This window comes from Cloacibacterium normanense (genome assembly GCF_002943105.1).
Taxonomy (GTDB): Bacteria; Bacteroidota; Bacteroidia; order Flavobacteriales; family Weeksellaceae; genus Cloacibacterium.
Genome location: NZ_PTPZ01000003.1, coordinates 412,400 through 432,804 on the forward strand (window position 1 = coordinate 412,400; position 20,405 = coordinate 432,804).

The 20,405-nt window shown below is 34.4% G+C and carries 18 protein-coding genes; 10 read left to right on the forward strand and 8 right to left on the reverse strand.

The features are described 5' to 3' along the window. Positions 1–30 precede the first annotated feature (30 nt). Entirely contained in the window at positions 31–1,227 is a 1,197-nt protein-coding gene (gene kbl, locus C3729_RS07300; protein WP_104793541.1) for a glycine C-acetyltransferase, read from the forward strand. Positions 1,228–1,715: 488 nt separating this feature from the next. Here kbl and C3729_RS07305 read toward each other — a convergent pair whose 3' ends face one another. After that, positions 1,716–2,234, reverse strand: coding sequence for a hypothetical protein (locus C3729_RS07305; protein WP_104793542.1), 519 nt, complete (start codon positions 2,232–2,234; stop codon positions 1,716–1,718). Positions 2,235–2,292: 58 nt separating this feature from the next. Here C3729_RS07305 and C3729_RS07310 point away from each other — a divergent pair, with 58 nt between their 5' ends. Continuing rightward, the gene (locus C3729_RS07310) at positions 2,293–2,724 is read left to right on the forward strand and encodes a DUF4268 domain-containing protein (protein ID WP_104793543.1); all 432 of its coding nucleotides are present in this window, start codon (positions 2,293–2,295) and stop codon (positions 2,722–2,724) included. A 134-nt stretch (positions 2,725–2,858) separates the two neighbouring features. Here C3729_RS07310 and gldG read toward each other — a convergent pair whose 3' ends face one another. The 4 genes from gldG to C3729_RS07330 all read right to left on the reverse strand — a co-directional run bounded on the left by gldG (position 2,859) and on the right by C3729_RS07330 (position 6,903). After that, positions 2,859–4,514, reverse strand: a complete 1,656-nt coding sequence (gldG, locus tag C3729_RS07315) for a gliding motility-associated ABC transporter substrate-binding protein GldG (RefSeq protein WP_104793544.1) — start codon at positions 4,512–4,514, stop codon at positions 2,859–2,861. A 112-nt stretch (positions 4,515–4,626) separates the two neighbouring features. Then, positions 4,627–5,355: an ABC transporter permease gene (locus tag C3729_RS07320; protein ID WP_104793545.1), complete on the reverse strand. Its 729-nt coding sequence runs from the start codon at positions 5,353–5,355 to the stop codon at positions 4,627–4,629. A gap of 95 nt (positions 5,356–5,450) precedes the next feature. Beyond that, a complete protein-coding gene (locus tag C3729_RS07325; protein WP_104793546.1) occupies positions 5,451–5,999 on the reverse strand; it encodes a CopD family protein in 549 nt (182 codons plus the stop codon). Positions 6,000–6,075: 76 nt separating this feature from the next. Further along, positions 6,076–6,903: an S-adenosyl-l-methionine hydroxide adenosyltransferase family protein gene (locus tag C3729_RS07330; protein WP_104793547.1), complete on the reverse strand. Its 828-nt coding sequence runs from the start codon at positions 6,901–6,903 to the stop codon at positions 6,076–6,078. 77 nt (positions 6,904–6,980) lie between these two features. On the opposite strand from C3729_RS07330, the gene C3729_RS07335 reads away from it, so the two are divergent. Both C3729_RS07335 and C3729_RS07340 read left to right on the forward strand, forming a co-directional pair. After that, a complete protein-coding gene (locus C3729_RS07335) occupies positions 6,981–7,940 on the forward strand; it encodes a PhoH family protein (protein ID WP_104793548.1) in 960 nt (319 codons plus the stop codon). Between the two features lie 154 nt (positions 7,941–8,094). Beyond that, complete coding sequence (locus C3729_RS07340; RefSeq protein ID WP_104793549.1) at positions 8,095–8,622, forward strand: hypothetical protein; 528 nt, start codon at positions 8,095–8,097, stop codon at positions 8,620–8,622. Positions 8,623–8,682: 60 nt separating this feature from the next. Here C3729_RS07340 and ffh read toward each other — a convergent pair whose 3' ends face one another. The 3 genes from ffh to C3729_RS07355 all read right to left on the reverse strand — a co-directional run bounded on the left by ffh (position 8,683) and on the right by C3729_RS07355 (position 11,048). Further along, complete coding sequence (gene ffh / locus C3729_RS07345) at positions 8,683–10,050, reverse strand: signal recognition particle protein (RefSeq protein WP_104793550.1); 1,368 nt, start codon at positions 10,048–10,050, stop codon at positions 8,683–8,685. A 213-nt stretch (positions 10,051–10,263) separates the two neighbouring features. After that, entirely contained in the window at positions 10,264–10,458 is a 195-nt protein-coding gene (locus tag C3729_RS07350; RefSeq protein WP_069797280.1) for a cold-shock protein, read from the reverse strand. Between the two features lie 161 nt (positions 10,459–10,619). Beyond that, complete coding sequence (locus C3729_RS07355; protein WP_069797279.1) at positions 10,620–11,048, reverse strand: cold-shock protein; 429 nt, start codon at positions 11,046–11,048, stop codon at positions 10,620–10,622. A gap of 575 nt (positions 11,049–11,623) precedes the next feature. On the opposite strand from C3729_RS07355, the gene C3729_RS07360 reads away from it, so the two are divergent. The 6 genes from C3729_RS07360 to C3729_RS07385 all read left to right on the forward strand — a co-directional run bounded on the left by C3729_RS07360 (position 11,624) and on the right by C3729_RS07385 (position 20,322). Continuing rightward, positions 11,624–12,043, forward strand: coding sequence for a hypothetical protein (locus C3729_RS07360; RefSeq protein WP_104793551.1), 420 nt, complete (start codon positions 11,624–11,626; stop codon positions 12,041–12,043). A gap of 71 nt (positions 12,044–12,114) precedes the next feature. Continuing rightward, a complete protein-coding gene (locus C3729_RS07365; RefSeq protein ID WP_260204490.1) occupies positions 12,115–13,095 on the forward strand; it encodes a bile acid:sodium symporter family protein in 981 nt (326 codons plus the stop codon). 322 nt (positions 13,096–13,417) lie between these two features. Continuing rightward, positions 13,418–16,396, forward strand: coding sequence for a SusC/RagA family TonB-linked outer membrane protein (locus tag C3729_RS07370; RefSeq protein WP_104793552.1), 2,979 nt, complete (start codon positions 13,418–13,420; stop codon positions 16,394–16,396). Positions 16,397–16,405: 9 nt separating this feature from the next. Further along, positions 16,406–17,857 carry a SusD/RagB family nutrient-binding outer membrane lipoprotein gene (locus C3729_RS07375; protein WP_104793553.1) on the forward strand — a complete coding sequence of 484 codons (1,452 nt, stop codon included), beginning with the start codon at positions 16,406–16,408 and terminating at the stop codon, positions 17,855–17,857. A gap of 71 nt (positions 17,858–17,928) precedes the next feature. Then, positions 17,929–18,690 carry a glycerophosphodiester phosphodiesterase gene (locus tag C3729_RS07380; protein WP_104793554.1) on the forward strand — a complete coding sequence of 254 codons (762 nt, stop codon included), beginning with the start codon at positions 17,929–17,931 and terminating at the stop codon, positions 18,688–18,690. Positions 18,691–18,735: 45 nt separating this feature from the next. After that, positions 18,736–20,322 (forward strand): calcineurin-like phosphoesterase C-terminal domain-containing protein, encoded by a 1,587-nt coding sequence (locus C3729_RS07385; protein ID WP_104793555.1) that lies wholly within the window; start codon positions 18,736–18,738, stop codon positions 20,320–20,322. Positions 20,323–20,405 lie beyond the last annotated feature (83 nt).

Below are 20,405 nucleotides of genomic sequence, written 5' to 3' on the forward strand. Positions count from 1 at the left end.
TACATTTGTGAAAATCAAAAAATCTAAAAAATGATTTCAGAAAAATACCTTAAACACTTACAAAACGAACTAGAAAATATCGAAAATGACGGATTGTACAAGCGTGAAAGAATTATTACGTCTCAGCAGTCTGCAGAAATTGTAGCCAATGGAAAATCATTATTGAATTTCTGTGCGAATAATTATTTGGGACTTTCTAACCATCCGGAAGTGATGAAAGCATCTCAGGATATGATTGCTTCTCACGGCTACGGAATGTCATCTGTGCGTTTTATCTGCGGAACTCAGGATATTCATAAAGAATTAGAAGCTAAGATTTCTGAATTTTTAGGAACAGAAGATACGATCTTATATGCAGCTTGTTTTGATGCAAATGGTGGGGTATTTGAACCGCTTTTCACAGAAGAAGATGCTATTATTTCAGACGAGTTGAACCACGCTTCTATTATTGATGGAGTTCGACTTTGTAAAGCAGTGAGATACAGATATAAAAATAATAACATGGAAGATTTAGAAGCACAACTTATTGAAGCTTCTAAACAAAATCACCGTTTCAAAATCATCGTTACAGATGGAGTTTTCTCAATGGACGGAATCGTGGCCGATTTAAAAGGTGTTTGCGATTTAGCAGAGAAATATGATGCGTTGGTAATGGTTGACGATTCTCACGCAACTGGTTTCATTGGTAAAACAGGACGTGGAACTCACGAGGCGAATGAAGTTATGGGAAGAGTAGATATTATCACTTCTACCTTAGGAAAAGCTTTAGGTGGCGCTCTTGGTGGATTTACTTCTGGGAAAAAAGAAATTATCGATATGCTTCGTCAGCGTTCTCGTCCGTATTTATTTTCAAATTCTCTGGCTCCAGGAATTGTAGGAGCAGCTTTGAAAGTTCTAGAAATGCTTTCTAAAGACACTTCACTTCGTGATAAAGTGATGGAAAACGCAGAATATTTCCGTACGGAAATGAAAGCCAAAGGTTTTGATATTCCTGATGGTGATGCTGCGATTGTTCCGGTAATGTTATACGATGCTAAATTAGCCCAAACTTTTGCAGAAAAAATGATGGAAAACGGCGTTTACGTCATTGGTTTCTTCTACCCAGTTGTACCGAAAGGAAAAGCAAGAATTAGAGTTCAGCTTTCTGCGGGGCATACCCACGAACATTTAGATAAAGCCATTGCTGCTTTTACAAAAGTAGGGAAAGAATTAGGCGTTATTTCTTAAAAATTTAGATTCTTTAAGAAAGTTGCGGAGCAACGAACGATACATAAGCATCGGAATTCATTCTGATGTAAAATATAAAAATCAATGAAAGCGGACGAAAGTTCGCTTTTTTGTTTTAAAAAATTCTTTGGCTTTAGCTTAAACTTAAATTTTTTTCTCGCAAATTGTGCAGATTTTGCTGATTATTATAATTTGCTAAATTTGAAAGAGTTTTCAATATTTACCGTTTCTTAGGAACGTAATGTGTGTAGAAAATCAGAAACAATAAAATGCGTTCAGTAAGAACGCTATGTTTTCTATAGTCCGCTTTTTTGTTTTGAAAATTCCTTTGGCTTTAGCCTAAACTTAAATTTTTCTCTCGCAGATTTAACAGATTAAGAAGATTTTATTTTTAATCATCTGTTAAATCTGTTAAATGTGCGAGAGTTTTTACTATTTAAAAAAGAGAAGTTTATCAATAGAATTGGAGTTAAAAAAAATCCGCTTTTTTAGTCTCTTTTATTAGGATTGATGGGCTTTTCTTTGGTGATGACCATTCCGCGAATATAGTTTCGGTCTTGGTAAATCCAAACGCTTAAAAATTGAATATCAGGATTCTTTTCCGTTTTTGTGTTGAAAACATATAATTCCACAGGATCTGTTGTCAATGATGTTTTATGAATATAAGCAGAATTAAAATCTTGCAATTCTATTTTTCCTAAATCGGTTTCGTTTTTTTGACAGATTTCACTTAATTTTTCATCTAAAAACATCTCAAATTTCTTCGCAACATTGAATTTTTCAAAAGAAGTATAGTTCTTATTCTCACATTTATTGAGAAATTCTTGAATAAAATTTTTGGCAATGGTTTGTCTTTCTGTATTGATGTTTTTATCTGAAATTTTTTTGTAAAAACTTTGTGCGGGAAGCAAAGAACTGAAAAATAAGGCAATAATGATGAGGCTTTTCATGGTGTAAGTTTCTCCAAAACTAATATTTTTTAACGAAATAAAATAATATTTGAACATAATTTCCCTATTTTCGCCAACTCATAACTCATACTTCATCACTTATAATTTAATAAAAATGTTCAGCAAAGAAGAAGCTGCTAAAATAAAAAAGGAATTTTGGACTAGTTTCGGGAAGTCGTTTCCGAGAAAATGGATTTTGTATGATACTAAAATCAAAGATTTCGCCTTTAAATTCTATTGTGATAACAGAAAAGCTGAAGTTTCTATAGACATCGAAATGAAAGATGAAATCTTCCGAAATGCTTATTACGAGAAGCTTTGGTCTCTCGAAGGAATTTTAGAAGATGAACTGAAATGCGAGGTATATAAAGACGAATTCTACACCTTAGAAAACGGAAAAGTGATTTCTAGATTTTGGGTAGAAAAACATGGCGTTTCCATCTACAATAAAAACACTTGGCGAGAAATTTTCGAATTTTTTGTCGAAAAAATGACCGCTTTTGAAATGGTGTATTATGAATATGAGGAGTTTATAAAAGATGTGTAAATGTAAAACTGTTAAACGGTAAAGTCGCGAAGTCGTAGAAATGTTAAACTGATAAACAGTAAAATTGTGGAAAAAAAATACAATTTTACGACTTCACAACTTTACAAATAAACGACTTCACAAACCCTCAATAATTATCCGAATTTCTTCTTTCTCAACCAGAAGAAAATCCCACCCAAAAGTCCTAAAATTGCCAAAGGTGTCAATAAATTAAACCATTGCCAATTCGTTTTTTCTTCGTCTATTCTTCTTCTGTCAAGCAAGCGAGATTCTATATTTCTGTTTCTTAATTCAATTAAATTAGAATCATCGAGAAGCCAATCTAAGCAGTTTCTCAAAAATTGTCCGTTTCCATAAAGTTGGTCGGTTAATAAATCTGCTCCTAAAGGTAAGTTTTGACCTTTCATCATTTGATTTCGGCCAACATCACCATCAGAAATAACAATCATTTTATTGTTTCCAGCAACTTCATTTTTGAAATTAGGGAAACCGTTTTTCTCACTTCTATTCGCATAAGCAGAAGTAAATTTACCTTCTAAACTCACCGCAAAAATCTTAGGAGTAGTAGGTTTTTCCATTACAGAAAGACTGTCAAGATTCGCCATTTCTGAGAGTTCTACATAATTAGGAACCGATTTAGCAGTGGTTCTTTCACTCGATTCGTAAAGCACTTGAGTTTTGATATTTTTTCTTCCTAAAGTATCAATAGCAGTTGGAAATTCAAATTTTACAGGATTGATGTTTTTGGTAATCGGATTGTTGTTTTCATTAATTCCCAAAGGAAAATAAGGCCAAATTAAGTTGGTGTATTGAGGATTTCCTGCTACTTCGCCAACTTGCAATCTAATCAAAGCAGATTTTTGGAAATCTTTAATCAAAGGCGCATTGATTCTCACGCCATAATTAAAGAAAAAATCGGTCATATTAATGTCGATAGGATATGCCATGAGTTTTTTCTTAGTCATCAAAGTATCCATTTCTGCATTCACGGCGTCAATCATCCAAATTGTTTTTCCACCGTTCATAATGTATTGGTCTAGGATCACTTTTTCACCATCAGTAAAGGCTTTTCTAGGCTTTGCAATCACCAAAGCATCCATTCTTTCTAAATTCGGAAGATCTTCTAAAGTCAACTCTTTTTTGTTTACAGGAATTACAGGACCAGCATTGTAATTTTCGAGCGTCATGTCCATAAAACTACGAAATTCATCTACTCTTAATTCATCTTGATTCACCAAAACGCCTACGTTTTTCTTTTGGTCTGCTACCAAAGATTTAATGGTAGAAGCGAAGTTAAACTCCAGATTTTCAATGGATTTGGTTAACTGTTCCGCTGCATCTATTCCCATTTGATTGGTAATGAGCGAAATTGAAGTTCCGTAACCTTTATATTTAAGTGCTACGTAAGGAAAAAGCACGATTTGAGAAACTTTCCCATCTTTCATATCTGGCAACATAGAAGGTTGCATTCCCATCGCTTGAAGCGTATCTTGAGACATTTTGGTCGCAATAGGATCGATGAATTTATAATCAATTTTTGGATTGATTTTTCTGAATTCTTCCAAAAGAAACTGCGTTTCGTTCTGCAATTGCTTAAAACTTGCAGGAAAATCACCTTCCAGATAAACTTCTACAGTCAGTGGTTCTTTTACGGATTTCAGTGTTTCTACCGTAGCATCAGAAAGGGTATAACGTTTTTCTTTAGTCAAATCAAAACGATGAGAAAAAACCCCGAAAATCCCTAATAATAGGATGATGGCTGGAATAATATATTTTAAATTTTGTTTCATTTTTTATTTTAAATTTTAAACCACAAAAGAGACAAAAGCTTTTGTTGCTTTTTTTACTTTTGGCTTGCTTTATTTTTCAATCAATTCTTTTGTTGCTTTTGCGGTTAAATAACTATTTCTTTTTCTCCACAAAAACCCTTGCCAAAAACAAACTCAATACAATAACGAACAAGAAGTAAAACACATCTTGGGTATCAATCAAACCTCTTGTAAAAGCGATAAAATGATGATAAAAACCAAGATTTTGAAGCAAATAATCTGCACCTCCCAATAATTTGAAATTGGCCAATTGTTCTATTCCAAAGTATAAGATGAAATTCAAGAAAACGCCCAATAAATAAGCCATAATTTGATTCGTGGAGAGTGAACTTGCCAAAATCCCAACCGCAGAAAATGCAGCAATGAGAAGAATAATCCCAAAATAGCTTCCTAAAGTTGCTCCCAGGTCTAAATTTCCTGCTGGAACGCCTAAAACGTAAACCGAGTAGAGGTAAACCAATGAAGGAAGTAAACATAAAATCCCAACCAAAAATACCGCGAAAAACTTCCCTGAAACGATTTCAGAAATGCTTAATGGTTGAGAAAAAAGCCATTGCAAAGTTCCGTTTTGTTGTTCTTCGGAAAAAGATTTCATGGCTAATGCTGGAATAATGAACAAAAACAACCACGGCGAAAGCGTGAAAAAGCTCTGCAAACTGGCAGTTCCGATTTCTAGAATATTGAAATCATTCTCGAAAAAAAATAAAAATAAGGCAGAAATCAAAGAAAATGCACCGATGATAATCCATGCACTCCAATTCCCGAAATAACTCCAAAGTTCTTTTTTTAGTATAGCAATCATACTTTTATCAATTTTTGATTCGCAAGTCAATTTATTTTATAGTGAATTGCTTTGCGTTAATTTTTTAATTCACTTTTCACAGCGTAGCGAATTTACTATTCACTTTTTTTCTTATTCACCAATTTTACCGTCATCATAATCACAAACACAATAACGAAAAATCCTGTAATTAATTGCCACCAATTTTCAATGGTCAAAGATTTTAAAATTACTGTGAAAACCACTAAAAATAGAAGAAATGTTGCAATTTCATTGGCTTGTCTTAATTTGAGATTGGCGGTTTTTAGTTCACCGTTTTGTAGGTTTTTTATTTCTAATACTATTTTCCAAGACCAATAATGATAGATGAAAAGTCCTATGAGAAAGGCTATTTTCAACTGAAACCAAGACATTTGTAAAAGTGTAGGGTTCATTAAAATTAAAATTGTTCCAAAAATCGTCATCAAAACAAAAGCAGGAACCGTGATAATATTCCATAATCTTCTTGCCATAAATACATATTGCTCACGTAGAATTTCTTTTTTAGGACTTTCGAAAGCATCAGTGTCTTTGTAATACACAAAAATTCTTACGAGATAAAAAATTCCCGCAAAATAACTCACCATAAAGATGATGTGCAGCGCTTTTATGATTAAATAAGTCATGGTAATTTACGATTTACGATTTATGATTTATAATTTTACTAACATCTAACATCTAACATCCAACATCTAACATTCATCATTCAAACTGTATATACACCTTATCACCCACTTTTAAGCCAAAAAGTGAATTGGCGCCATTGTTTTTTGTGCCTTTATAAATGGTGATTTCTAATAAATCTTGACCATTAAAAAGAGCAGAAGCTTTGCCATGATATTCATTTTCTTTTTCCCAATCGGTGACGATGTCTGTGTATTTACGGTTGATGTTTTTCAGTAAAATATTTCGAATGTTAATCTCAAAATTATTGAAATTCACCATTGTTTTATCAAAAATTAATTTGCTGATATTGGTTACGCAATTCCCGAAATTATCAATGTACATCACCTCGCCAATCAGCATTTTCTCAGGTTCATTAAAATAAGGTTTTGCAAAAGTAGTACACTTGTAATGCTTAATTTTTCTGCCGATAAGTTCTGGCAAACCACCTTTGGTCAAATGTGCTGCGACGGGAACGAAAATATCCACACTGGCAAATTTCACTTCGTCGTCAAAACGATTATTGATGGTGATTTCGTAAATGGCTTCTGGTTTTTGGTCAAAAAAAGTGAGGCTCATCAATCCATTGTCAGCAGTAATGAAATAATGCCCATCCATTTTTACCAAAAGATTTTTACGGTCTTTGTGAAAAAAACTGTCCACGGAAACAATGTGCACACTCTCTTTAGGGAAATGCGCATAAGCATTTCTAAGAATATAAGCGGTTTGTATCAAATTATACGCTCCAATTTCATGGGTAATATCAATAATTCTAGCATCGGGATTAAGCTGGAGAATGCTGCCTTTAATGGCTGAAACTCTGTGGTCTAGATTTCCATAATCTGATGTAAGGGTAATTATTGGCATTTTTAATAGTAAAAATTTGAAAAAACAAAGATATTGCTTATTTTTGGTAAGATAAAATTTTTAAAAATATAAACAATTTGTACGAAATCACTTACGAACTCACAGGAATAGACACTAAAACGTTTTATGGTGTTAACAATCAGTATTTTAATTTATTGAAATCTTCTTTTCCTACGCTGAAAATCACAGGGAGAGACAATTTTATTTTTGCAATGGGTAATCAAGAAACGCTAGATGTACTCCAGCAAAAATTAGATGATATTGTGAGTTATATTTCCACCAATAATTCTATTGGACTTAAAGATTTAGAAAACATTCTCAAAATAAAAAGTGAGGAGGAGAAACAATTGGTTTTTGACCAAGATATTATTGTAAAAGGGGTAAATGGTAAAGTCATCAAAGCGAAAACCACCAACCTTAAAAAATTGGTCAAAGAAAGCGAAAAGAAAGACATGGTTTTTGCCATCGGTCCTGCAGGAACAGGGAAAACCTATACCAGTGTAGCATTGGCAGTGAGAGCATTGAGAGATAAAGAAGTCAAAAGAATTATTTTAACCAGACCTGCAGTAGAAGCGGGGGAGAGTTTAGGATTTTTACCTGGCGACTTGAAAGAAAAACTCGATCCTTATTTACAACCGTTGTATGATGCGTTGAGAGATATGATTCCTCACGAAAAATTAGAAGGTTTTATCGAGCGCAAAGTGATAGAAGTGGCTCCATTAGCTTTTATGAGAGGGAGAACTTTAGATGAAGCTTTTGTCATTCTAGATGAAGCGCAGAATACCACACATTCTCAGATGAAAATGTTTCTGACGAGAATGGGAATGAATGCTAAATTCATTATCACTGGAGATCCAAGTCAGGTAGATTTACCGCCAAAACAACATTCTGGGCTAAAAGAAGCGATGAGAATTCTAAAAGGAGTTCATGAAATAGGTTTTGTACATCTTACCGAAGAAGATGTGGTAAGACATCCAGTAGTGAAGAAAATTATCTTGGCTTACAACGCCGAAGAAAAAAGACAAAGAGAAGAATAATACATATTTTCTGAAATAAATATAGATAAAAAAGCGAATTTTAATTCGCTTTTTTTTATTAATTTTTCTAAAAAGTGAAAATAATTCATAAAATTCTTGATGGTTTAGTTTATTTTTTTTAATTTAGTTTCTGTTAATTATATACTAATAGATCATGAAAAAATTATTCTTAGTAGGTGCATTAGCACTTTTTGGAGCGGTAAATGCTCAAACAAAAGATGTATTATCTAAAGGGCATTGGTTAGTAGAAACGAATACTAATTTTGGAGTTTTAAGCCCATCAAATACCTCTATTGGTTTTATGTCTTCTAATGGAACTTCACTTTTTAAAATTGGTGGAGAAGCGGGTTATTTTGTTGCTAATAATTTAGCTTTAAAAGTAGGTTTAGGCTTAACAAGTATGACTGGTGAAGACTTTTATGGAGACAGCGAAACTGTTTCTGCATTCAATTACAAGGTTGGTGTAAAGTATTATATTGCGAGTCAGTTTCCTGTACAAGTAGATTTCAGTGGTATATCTTCTGAAGGTTCAAGTACAAACGCGATTGGTTTTCAAGGAGGATATGCTTGGTTTGTTGCCCCGAATATTTCTATTGAACCAGGGTTAAGATATGATGTGTCTGCCGATGATGGTGGAGATGGAATTTTCTCTGGAAACGTTGGTTTTGCAATTCATTTCTAATAAAAAAATAATAAAAAATCCTGAGAATTTCTCAGGATTTTTTATTTATATATTTTAAAACTATTTTCCGAAAAGGTTGCCGCCCATTCCTGGCATACTTGGCATTCCTTTGCTCATCATCTGCATGAGTTGTTTTCCTTGAGGACCTTGCATCATCTTCATCATTTTGCCCATTTGTTCGAATTGTTTCATCAGTGCATTTACATCTTCTAATTTTCTACCAGCACCTTTAGCAATTCTTTTTTTACGGTTCATATCAATCACAGAAGGTCTTCTTCTTTCTTCTGGAGTCATAGAATAAATAATGGCTTCGATGTGTTTGAAAGCGTCATCATTAATGTCTACATCTTTTATCGCTTTTCCTACACCTGGTAACATTCCCATTAAGTCTTTCATGTTACCCATTTTTTTGATTTGGTTAATCTGCGTTAAGAAATCATCAAAACCAAATTCATTTTTAGCGATTTTTTTATGAAGTTTTTTAGCTTCTTCTTCGTCAAATTGTTCTTGAGCTCTTTCTACTAAGGAAACTACGTCACCCATTCCTAGAATTCTGTCTGCCATTCTTTCTGGGTAGAACAGGTCTAGAGCTTCCATTTTTTCGCCTGTAGAAATAAACTTAATTGGCTTATGAACTACCGAGCGAACTGTAAGCGCAGCACCACCTCTGGTATCACCATCTAATTTGGTCAGAACTACACCGTTATAATCTAAGACGTGGTTAAAGGCAAGAGCTGTATTTACCGCATCTTGTCCCGTCATGGCATCTACTACGAAAAGGGTTTCTGTAGGTTTTACGGCTTGGTGAACGTTTCTGATTTCGTTCATCATGGCTTCATCTATGGCAAGACGACCTGCAGTATCTATAATCACTACATCATGCTTATTGTCTTTAGCAAACTGAATAGCGTTTTGAGAAATTTCTACAGGATTTTTATTTTCGATTTCTTTGTAAATGGTTACGCCTACTTGGTCTGCAAGAACCGTTAATTGGTCTATTGCAGCAGGTCTGTAAACATCACAAGCAACCAATAAAGGGTTTTTGCTTCTTTTTTGTTTTAAATAGTTGGCGAGTTTTCCAGAAAAAGTAGTTTTACCAGAACCTTGTAAACCAGCAATTAAAATAATGGTAGGCTTGTCAGAAAGATTGATGCCTTCCTGAGTAGTACCCATCAATTCTACCAATTCATCATGTACAATCTTGGTCATCAATTGCCCTGGAGTAATAGACGTAAGCACGTTTTGTCCCAGTGCTTTGTCTTGAACTCTTTTGGTAAGGTCTTTGGCTACTTTGTAATTAACATCGGCATCTACTAGAGCACGGCGAATTTCTTTTACCGTCTCTGCTACGTTAATTTCTGTAATTTTTCCGCGGCCTTGAATGTTTTGTAAGGCTTTATCTAGCTTGTCCTGAAGACTATTAAACATAGTGAATGATTTTTTAAGATGTGCAAAAATAAGGAATTTTGTTGACTTGTTTCTCTATGTCTTAAAAGATTTGTAAACCAATAGAATAAAATTTATTGATTTTTACCTTTTGAAAAATCTAAATCAAGAGAAATACGTTTTTTAAAAAGAAAAACAAAAAAAAAGCGACTTCCTAAGAAGTCGCTTTCGTGTATATAGAATACCAAAAAGAGATTACGCCAATTTTACTTGAATAGCGTTTAATCCTTTTTGTCCTTGTGTTACTTGGTACACAACTTTGTCATTTTCTTTAATTGTTCTAGTGCTTAAACCAGAAGAATGTACAAAAATGTCATCTCCTCCGTTGTTGGGAGTAATAAATCCGAAACCTTTTGTTTCGTTGTAAAATTTTACGGTGCCTTCTTGCATAGTAATGGTTTTTAAATAGACATTTTTTACAATGTCTTGGTTAATGGATTAAGAAGCAGTAAACCTAAGTTTCTAGTTTCTTAACGGGTAATAGCGCTTTTGCGCAATGTATGGAGTAAAGAGAAATAGTTTTGAAACAGTATTTCAAAGATGATTTCTCGTTATTTTACCAATTCAATGTTGATTGCCGAAAATCCTTTAGCAGATCTTTCTTTCTCGAAAGATACTTTGTGCCCTTTTTTCAGGATTTCTCTTGCATTATTTTGGTGGAAAAATACATTTTCTTTTGAGCGGTCTTCGGTGATAAAGCCGTAACCTTTTTCGCTTAAGAAAGTGATGATTCCAGACTTTCTAGTTTCTTCTTCAGGAATAGGAGCAGCTCCTAATTGAATATCGTCTAGAGAAACTTCTTGTCTTTTTTCTGGCGGAGTAGTTGTAATTCTTCCGAACTCATCTACATAGGAAAACATATCTTCTAGTTCTTTTCCTTTGTTGTTGTTCGCTTTACGCTCTTCACGGCGCTGTGCTTTTTCTTTTTGTTTTTGAATTTTTTTCTTAAAGTTTTCTTTTTTTGAGAAAGAATCTGCCATAAATAATGTTCTGTTTGTTTTTTAATGAATGATGAAACCAATAAATATTGGTGTATTGCGTGCTATAAGAAATCTGCTAATTTTATAAACAGAGCTCTTATATCATAAGGGTCAGGGGAATTTCGTCCAGGTTATTTTGCCTTGTTTTGCTTTCAGGGTTATGTGCATCTGTGAGGTGTTATTCTAAAAAGGGACGCTGAAAAAGCAAAAACTGAAAAAGAAATAAAAAAATATTCTAAACTGTAACAGATAGCAAAGGCAGTAACCTATTTTATAAATTATTCTACAAAGGTACACTAAATAAATGACGTGACCTAATGATGAATTTTTGGTGGAGGATTTCACCGTGATTAGGGTTGGGGTTGAATCAAGTGGCAGTCAAAGTGCAGTTTTGTTCGGAAAAAGTACCGTTTTTCCGAAGCTGATTCGGACTTGATTCGAACTTGACTCGAAGAAAGGTGGGAAAAAGGAACACATAGTTAACAAATTAATTTGCTGAAGTTAAAATGTAAATTTTATAAAAAAAAAGGTAAAATTTTTTCTTTTTTACGTTTATATAGCATAAAAATAATTTTATGAGTGAACTAATTAATAATCTTAAAAAAGAGTACAAGGAAAGACAAGAAAAACTTATTTATTACTTAATGGCATTAGATGTTTCTTCAATTGGATTTGCATTATATAATGGTAAAAACGATGAATTAAATTATGCTCAGATTTTTGTTTTTATTGCGATATTATGTTGGGCAATAAGTATTTTGAATGCATTTAAATTCATTAAAAAATACCTAAATGCTATATATGATAATATTTCATTTCTTGAAATGGAAAAAGTTAATAACATTGAAATCTGGAAAGAAGAGTTTGAAAAAATAATTAAAGAAAAGTATAAAATTACAGGAACTTTTTTTGAAAATATATGGTTGTATTTTGTTGCTGGATCAATCTCATATTTTTTGTATCATCTATTAAATCTTTATTTAAATAGTGATTAGAATACTTTTTAATTTTCCAAATAATTTCCCCACCAACCTGATCTGCTGTATCTTTGTAGAAAATACTGAAATTGAATCTTAGAAAATTAGCCGATAAACAAAACATCTTTTTATTGTTATTGCTCGTGATGGTAATAGCAGGAAAACTCATTCCTTACCAAGAATCTTACCATCAAATATTTAACCTAGAACAATTCATCGATTGGGGAATTGCGGGAATTTTCCTTTTGTACGGGCTAAAACTCAACTTGAAAGAAGTCCTGAAAGATGTCTCCAATTGGAAGTTGCACCTGTTGGTTCAAGCGGGAACTTTCATTCTTTTTCCTGCATTGGTATTGGTTTTTTATCCAATTTTTAAAGATTCGCCGTACTTGCAAAGTTGGCTTTCCGTATATTTTTTAGCGTGTTTGCCTTCTACGGTTTCTTCATCGGTAGTGATGGTTTCTATAGCCAAAGGAAATGTGACTTCAGCTATTTTTAATGCATCTATTTCTGGGCTTATTGGCATTATAATGACGCCTTTGTTGATGGGGTTTTTCTTAAATGCTCAAGCTGCCGAAAACCATCAAGCAGAGATTATCCAACAATTATTACTCAAAGTTCTTTTGCCGATTATCTTGGGAATTCTGCTCAATCCGATTTTCAAAAATTGGGTAACGAAATACAGTAAAATCATTGCAGAATTTGACCGTCTCATTATTTTACTCATCGTTTACGAAAGCTTTTCTAAAGCATTTATCGAGAATATTTTTTCTACCGTTCCTTCTCTGGTTTTTGTAGTGATTACACTTGCTGCAGTAGCGCTTTTTTTTATCGTATATGAGATTTTAAAACGTATTTCACTTCGATTGGGTTTCAGCAGGGAAGATGTGATTACCACGACTTTTTGTGGCTCCAAAAAATCTTTGGTTCATGGCAGTTTATTCGTGATGATACTAGGGATTCCCGAAGAACAAAAAGTTCTTTTCCTATTACCCATCATGATTTACCACAGTTTCCAATTGTTCTATGTAAGCGCCCTCGCAAACAAAATCGCAAAAAGCAAAATTTAAAACCACCATAACCATTATAACCCTCATAACCATTATAACCACCATAACCTCTATAACTTTATAACATTCCTTAAATTCCCTCATTTTCAAATTTTCAAATTCTCTTATTAACTTTTCTTAAAAAGCTTCTTTCAATGTTAAATCCTCAATCTCCCAAAGATGAGAACTTTAGATATTTTCACTCTTTTACTTTTAATATTTTGGCAAAATAACATTCATTTTTGATTAAAATTTAGTTGACGAATAATTTAAAGAATGTTAAAAGCTTGTTAAAATACTTAACGGTCGCATTAGAATACTTTTGAGCTTAAAAAAAAGTAAAATGCAAAAACGAACACAGCAGATTATTTTATTAGCTGCTCTAGGTCTGGTAAGTGTAACCCATTTACAGGCGCAATCTAAGAAAGCAAAATTAGATTCCGTAAGAAACATAGACGAGGTAGTAGTAACTGCTTTGGGAATCAAAAGACAAGACAAATCCCTAGGCTATGTTGCAGAAAAAGTGTCTTCAGAAGAGTTTGAAAAAACACAGAACAACAACTGGGCACAAGCGTTAGAAGGTAAAGTGGCTGGGCTTAAAATCCAAACAGCAGGTGCAGGTCCTCTAGGAAGCTCTAAAATCACCTTGAGAGGAAGTATTTCCATGAATTTGGATAACAACGAAGCACTCATCGTAGTAGACGGAGTTCCATTGGGCGGAACCAATACAGGAACAGGAAACGCAGCGTATGGAGCGGGTTCTGGAGGAGATTTGCCTGTAGATTACGGGAACAACTTTAACAGTATTAATCCAGATGACATCGAGAATGTAACGATTCTAAAAGGAGCTACCGCTTCTGCATTATATGGTTCTCGAGGGGCAAATGGAGCCATCATGATTACCACAAAATCAGGGAAAAATAAGAATGGAAAAATAAGAGTAACCCTTAATTCTTCTACAAGTTTTGATACGGTTTTGAAATGGCCAGATTGGCAATATGAATACGGTCAAGGAACATTAGCGAAAAATTCAGCAGGTCAGTTTTACTATTCTTATGGCGCTTCAGCTGATGGAGTGAGTACAGGAGGAACCAGTAGTGCATTCGGACCTAAATTTGATGGGCAATATTATTTTCAATATGACCCAACCGTAGAAGGACAAAGTTTAGAAAGACAATTGTGGAGACCTTATAAAGACAATGTTAAAGGTTTTTGGCAAATGGGAACTACCTATTCTAACAGCATCAGTATCGAAAGTTCTAATGATAAAACTTCTTTCCGTACTTCATTGAGCGCCGTAAACAATACATGGATGATGCCGAATACGGGTTTTGACAGATTCAATTATGCTTTGTCTTTTGACCACAAGGTTACTAAAAAATTGAGGGTGGTTTCTAAATTTGCCTACAATTATACCAAGAGTGATAATTTACCTTCTACAGGCTATAACAACCAATCGATTTCTTATTTCATGATTTTCCAAAATCCAAACGTTGATTTGGCTTGGTATGAACCGATTTGGAAGAAAGATAAATATCAGGTAGACCAAATTCACCCTTTCAGTACATTTATAGATAACCCTTATCTTATCGCTTATGAAATGCTGAATGGAGTACACAAAAAATTAATCACAGGAAATATTACCGCTACTTATAATTTCAATAATAACTTTGAAATGATGCTAAGGTCTGGTATTGAAATTACAGATGAAGAAAGAACAACCAAGAGACCTTACAGTTCTGCCAATTACCTACAGGGATACTATCGCGAACAATACATTAAAAATTCTGAGTATAATACTGACTTACTTTTTACGTATAAAAATAATTTTGGGAAATGGGGCGTTTCTGCTTCAGCAGGGGGAAACATCAGAGCAAATGAATATGTGTTAAATGATTATAGAGCCATCGGGCTTAGAGTTCCTGGGATTTATCAGTTAACCAATGCGATTTCTCTAAATACAAGAATTGCTCAACCGAATGATAAAGAAACCAACAGTGTTTACGGTTTAGCGTCATTCAATTATGACAATATTTGGTTTGTAGATTTCACCGCAAGAAACGACTGGAGCAGTACTTTACCAAAAGCCAATCGTTCTTATTTCTATCCTTCGGTTGCTACCTCTTTAATTCTTTCGGATGTTTTGAAAATGAAGTCGAAAAGCTGGAATTATTGGAAGTTGAGAGCTTCGTGGTCTCAAGTAGGGAACGATACCCAACCGTACAAATTACAACAGTTCTATAATACCAGCGATTTTGTAGGTTCGGCAGAAAATATTGCCAATTTCCAGAATCCTAATCTGAAACCTGAAATGAACCAGAACATAGAAGCAGGGATGGATTTCAGCTTCTTCAAAAATAGATTAACGTATAACGTAACCGTTTATCAAAACAGTACCAAAGACCAAATTGTAAACGTACCGTCTCTTATTGAAACAGGATATTCTACACGTACCATCAATGCTGGTGAAGTAAGAAACAGAGGAATAGAAATGACCCTAAATGCATTCCCAGTGAAAAATAAAAATTTCCAATGGAATGTTACCGCAAACTGGTCTATGAATAAAAATAGAATCATGTCTTTACCGGCAGAATTCCAAGGGGAACCATATACCATGGGAAGTGTAGGGGGAGTAGTATTCTTTAATGCAGTAGTTGGAGGTTCTCTAGGAGATATGTACGGATATAAATTACAGTACGCTCCAGATGGTCAAGTGATTTTTGGTAGCGATGGTCTTACTGCCAAATCTACAGAAATAGAATACGTAGGAAATGCCTATGCAAAATGGAGAGGAGGTTTACAAAACGCTTTTAAATACAAAAACTTTTCTTTAAGTTTCTCTTTTGACGGGCAATACGGAGGTAGAGTTTACTCACAGTCTCACCATAAAATGTCTGAGCAGGGAAAACTTACCCATACTTTGGTAGGTAGAGATAATCCAAACGGAACGATTGTAGGAGTTGGAGTAATACAAAACGCTGATGGCTCTTATTCGCCAAATACCAAAGCAGTTACTCTAACTTCTTACTATGCAGATTATTACAGAAGAGCCAATGTGGAAACCAACTCATTTGATGCATCTTATGTTAAACTAAGAGAAGCCAATATCACATTCTATTTCCCTAAACAAATTGTACAGTCGCTGAACATGTCAGACTTAAGTTTATCCTTATTTGGTAGAAACTTATGGATGTGGACGAAATTCCCATTATTTGATCCAGAAGCGGCTACATTGAACGATTCATCAATTACTCCGGGAGTAGAAATAGGGCAACTTCCTACTGCCCGTACTGTAGGAATTCAACTAAATGCTAAATTCTAATCGACAACTATGAAAAATATATGGATAAAAGCAGTTGTGTTCTGCGTAATTTCTCTAGCCGCTACTTCTTGCAGCAGGTCTTTTGAGGAAATCAATACCGATACCAGCAAGATTATAGAACCTACACCTGCCAGTTTGTTGGCGCCGATTCAATACAATATGGCTGCTAATGCCTATTTGAGAGCCAATGATTTCACTTTTGATATCATGCAGATTGCAATAGATTTCCCAGGAGAAGGAAACAATATTTCAAGATATTATGTAACCGAATCTACAGGAAGCTCTTATTGGAATACTTCTTATAAATGGCTGATGCAAGTAAAACAAATGCAAGATTTGGCGGTTCAGCAAAACAATAAAAACTATCAAGCCATTTCGATGGTAATGAACGCTTGGTTATATTCTAACCTTACCGATACTTTTGGAGATATTCCGTTCTCTGAAGGTTCTAGAGTGGAAGATGGCATCACCCAACCGAAATTCGATAAGCAAAAAGACATTTACGTTAAATTATTAGATGATTTAAAAACTGCCAATGGTCTTTTTGTAACCAATACTACTTTAGCTGGACAAGATTTATTCTACAATGCGAATAATGATGTCAATGGAATCATGTATTGGAAAAAATTCTGTAACACGTTATCTCTAAGATTATTAACCAGAATTTTAAAGAAAAATGGGGAAATAGATGTCTATGCTAGAATCCAAGAAATAGTAAACAATCCTACCGTTTACCCCATCTTTCAGAGCAATGCTGAAAGTGCCTTGATGAACGTTACAGGCGTAGCGCCTATGCTTCCGCCATTAGCAAGACCTCAAGATTTTACTTCTTATAGAGCGGTAGGGGAGTTTTTTGTGAATACGCTGAATGACAACAAAGACCCGAGAATGGCGCAGTTTTTCACGCAAGCCAAAAACTTAAGCAATAACCAAAATATAGGGTACAAAGGTGCTCCAGTTGCTTACATGAATGGAACTACGTTCACTTATCAGCCTTCAAACTTTAACCAGAATTTAGCTAAAGCTCCGCTTAAAGTCTTGATTTTACCTTATGCAGAGTTGCAGTTCATTCTTTCGGAATTAGCATTCAAAGGAATTATCACAGGAAATGCTCAAACGTATTATGAAAACGGAGTAAAAGCAGCCATTGAACAATGGGGAGCTGTAGTTCCAGCCAATTATTTTGCAAATCCTAAAGTGGCTTATGATGGTACTTTAGAAAGAATTATGTTGCAAAAATATGTAGCGCTATTCTTTGTAGACCAGCAACAGTGGTTTGAGCATAAGAGAACAGGTTACCCAATATTACCCAACAATGGAGGATTATTAAATGACGGTAAAATGCCACAGAGATTATTATATCCTACGCAACCAAAAATTTTGAACAGTGCCAATTATAACGCAGCAGTTCAATCTTTAGGAGGAGATAATATCAACGTTAAAGATTGGTGGAATCAATAAAAAAATAAAAAAAGAATACATTTTTTACAAGCGATGATTAGCTTTGTAAAAGATTTGTAACGATATTCAATATGAAAAAATTAATTCTTTTGGCCACTTTAGTAGGCGCTAATTTTTACCACGCACAGACTCAAGTGATTGCGCACAGAGGTTTCTGGAAAACCAATCCTACAACTGCTGAAAATTCTATTGCAGCGCTTAAAAATGCTCAACAATTGAAAGTGTACGGCAGTGAGTTCGATGTGAGAATGACCAAAGATGGCGTTCTGGTTATCAATCATGATGAACACATCAATGGGGTGGAAATTGCAGCTATGGATTTTAAAAGTTTGAAGAAACAGAAACTCTCAAACGGCGAAAATCTATCTACTTTAGAGAAGTATTTGAAGCAAGGCAAAAAATCTGAGGTAAAGCTTATCCTTGAGATTAAACCCGCCAAAACTCCAGAATTGGAAACCGAAATGGTGGAAAAAACGCTGGCAATGGTAGAAAAATTTCACTTGCAAAATCAGACGGAGTACATCTCGTTTAGTCTGCATATTGCCAAAGAATTAAAAAAGCAAAATCCTAAAGCTTTGGTGCAATATCTCGCAGGTGATCTTTCGCCACAAGAGATTAAAAATTTAGGAATTGATGGCGTAGATTATCATTATAATGTATTCTTAGAAAAACACCAAGATTGGATAGAACAAGCCAAAAATTTGGGTGTTATCACGAATGTGTGGACGGTAAATGACCCAGAAATCTATAAAAAATTGTATGATGCTGGTGTACAATTCGTAACCACCAATACACCAGATGTATTTTTAAATATCAATAAATCCAGAGAATAGCTTCATAACCATTGAATATACTCTCATAAAATTACAAATCAACAAATGAAACAATCATTTTTAATGCTTTTCTTGTGCGCTGCATTTTCTTTTGCACAGCAACAAGCAACAGGATATGTCTTCGAAGACGCCAACAAAAACGGAATCAAAGACCGTAAAGAAAAAGGAATTGCCAACGTTTCTGTTTCCAATGGAGTAGAAGTGGTAAAAACAGACGAAACAGGAAAATATATTTTGCCTGTAGAAAATGACAATATTATTTTCGTTATCAAACCAGCCAATTATGCTACGCCGAAAAGCAATACGCAATTGCCCCAATTCTATTATATTCATAAGCCTGAAGGTTCGCCAAAAGACATGAAATATGCTGGCGTAAAACCAACGGGAAAATTACCAAAAGAAATCAACTTTCCACTCTATGCACAAAAGGAAAACACACAGTTCAAAGTATTGGTGTTTGGTGATCCTCAACCGTATGATGAAAAAGAAATTGATTATTTCAGGAGAGGAATTATCAATGAAGTCAAAAACAATAAGAAAGACGCTGTTTTTGGCATCAGTTTAGGAGATTTGGTTGGAGATGATTTGAGTTTACATCCGCTATACATTGATGCGGTTAAAGAAGTCGGTTTGCCTTGGTACAATGTGATGGGGAACCACGATATGAACTACGAAGCGAAAGAGGATAAACTGTCAGACGAAACTTTCGAAGCAAATTTCGGACCGAACAATTACGCTTTCAATTACGGAAATGTACATTTCATTGTTTTGGATGATATTTTGTATCCAGACCCAAGAGATGGAAAAAGTTACTGGGGTGGTTTCAGAAAAGACCAGTTGGATTTTGTAGAAAACGACTTAAAAAATGTAAATCCTAATCAGTTGGTCGTGTTTTCATTCCATATTCAGTTGACGCCAGAAAATGACGGAGATAAACACTTTAGAATGGAAGACAGAAAAAGATTGTTTGAGATTTTAAAGCCTTTCCAAAATGTATTGATGATGTCTGCACATACACACAAGCAAACCCAATTGTTCTACGGAAAAAAAGAAGGTTGGGAAGGCATCAAACCGATTCATGAGTTCAATGCAGGAACCACTTCTGGAGATTGGTATTCTGGAACGGTAGATGAATTAGGCGTACCAAAATCGGTGATGAGAGACGGAACAGAAAGAGGATATTCTTTTGTGGGTTTCAATGACAATCAGTACGAAATCACGTATAAAGTAGCAGGAAAACCAGAAGATTATCAAATCAATCTTTGGGTACCGAAAGTGATTCCTTTCAAAACTAAAAATGCAGCAAGGATTGTAGCCAATTTCTTTATGGGAAGCAAACATGATAAGGTGGAATACAGAATAGATAATGGTGAATGGAAAGAAATGGATTATACCGAATCGATAGACCCAGATTACACCAATGATGTATTGAAATGGGATACTACACAAGAACTGTTCACAGGAAGAAGACCTAGCAATCCAGAAGCTTCTAAACACATTTGGACGGCTCCTTTTTCTAGAAAATTAGAATTGGGAACCCACGAAGTAGAAGTAAGAGCCAAAGACCGTTACGGAAAAACGTACACCACAAAATCTACTTTTGAAGTGAAAAGCTCAACATTGATTCCATAAATGCTAAAAAACATTGTAAAAAGAAAAGCCAACGATAAGTTGGCTTTTTTTATGTGTTTAAATGAGAGATGTGGAATTTTTAT

What these genes read in the sequence shown, in the direction of transcription:
- kbl (WP_104793541.1), top strand. Translation starts at nt 31, where the DNA reads ATGATTTCAGAAAAATACCTTAAACACTTACAAAACGAACTAGAAAAT.
- C3729_RS07305 (WP_104793542.1), bottom strand. Translation starts at nt 2,234, where the DNA reads ATGTTCAAATATTATTTTATTTCGTTAAAAAATATTAGTTTTGGAGAA.
- C3729_RS07310 (WP_104793543.1), top strand. Translation starts at nt 2,293, where the DNA reads ATGTTCAGCAAAGAAGAAGCTGCTAAAATAAAAAAGGAATTTTGGACT.
- gldG (WP_104793544.1), bottom strand. Translation starts at nt 4,514, where the DNA reads ATGAAACAAAATTTAAAATATATTATTCCAGCCATCATCCTATTATTA.
- C3729_RS07320 (WP_104793545.1), bottom strand. Translation starts at nt 5,355, where the DNA reads ATGATTGCTATACTAAAAAAAGAACTTTGGAGTTATTTCGGGAATTGG.
- C3729_RS07325 (WP_104793546.1), bottom strand. Translation starts at nt 5,999, where the DNA reads ATGACTTATTTAATCATAAAAGCGCTGCACATCATCTTTATGGTGAGT.
- C3729_RS07330 (WP_104793547.1), bottom strand. Translation starts at nt 6,903, where the DNA reads ATGCCAATAATTACCCTTACATCAGATTATGGAAATCTAGACCACAGA.
- C3729_RS07340 (WP_104793549.1), top strand. Translation starts at nt 8,095, where the DNA reads ATGAAAAAATTATTCTTAGTAGGTGCATTAGCACTTTTTGGAGCGGTA.
- ffh (WP_104793550.1), bottom strand. Translation starts at nt 10,050, where the DNA reads ATGTTTAATAGTCTTCAGGACAAGCTAGATAAAGCCTTACAAAACATT.
- C3729_RS07350 (WP_069797280.1), bottom strand. Translation starts at nt 10,458, where the DNA reads ATGCAAGAAGGCACCGTAAAATTTTACAACGAAACAAAAGGTTTCGGA.
- C3729_RS07355 (WP_069797279.1), bottom strand. Translation starts at nt 11,048, where the DNA reads ATGGCAGATTCTTTCTCAAAAAAAGAAAACTTTAAGAAAAAAATTCAA.
- C3729_RS07360 (WP_104793551.1), top strand. Translation starts at nt 11,624, where the DNA reads ATGAGTGAACTAATTAATAATCTTAAAAAAGAGTACAAGGAAAGACAA.
- C3729_RS07370 (WP_104793552.1), top strand. Translation starts at nt 13,418, where the DNA reads ATGCAAAAACGAACACAGCAGATTATTTTATTAGCTGCTCTAGGTCTG.
- C3729_RS07375 (WP_104793553.1), top strand. Translation starts at nt 16,406, where the DNA reads ATGAAAAATATATGGATAAAAGCAGTTGTGTTCTGCGTAATTTCTCTA.
- C3729_RS07380 (WP_104793554.1), top strand. Translation starts at nt 17,929, where the DNA reads ATGAAAAAATTAATTCTTTTGGCCACTTTAGTAGGCGCTAATTTTTAC.
- C3729_RS07385 (WP_104793555.1), top strand. Translation starts at nt 18,736, where the DNA reads ATGAAACAATCATTTTTAATGCTTTTCTTGTGCGCTGCATTTTCTTTT.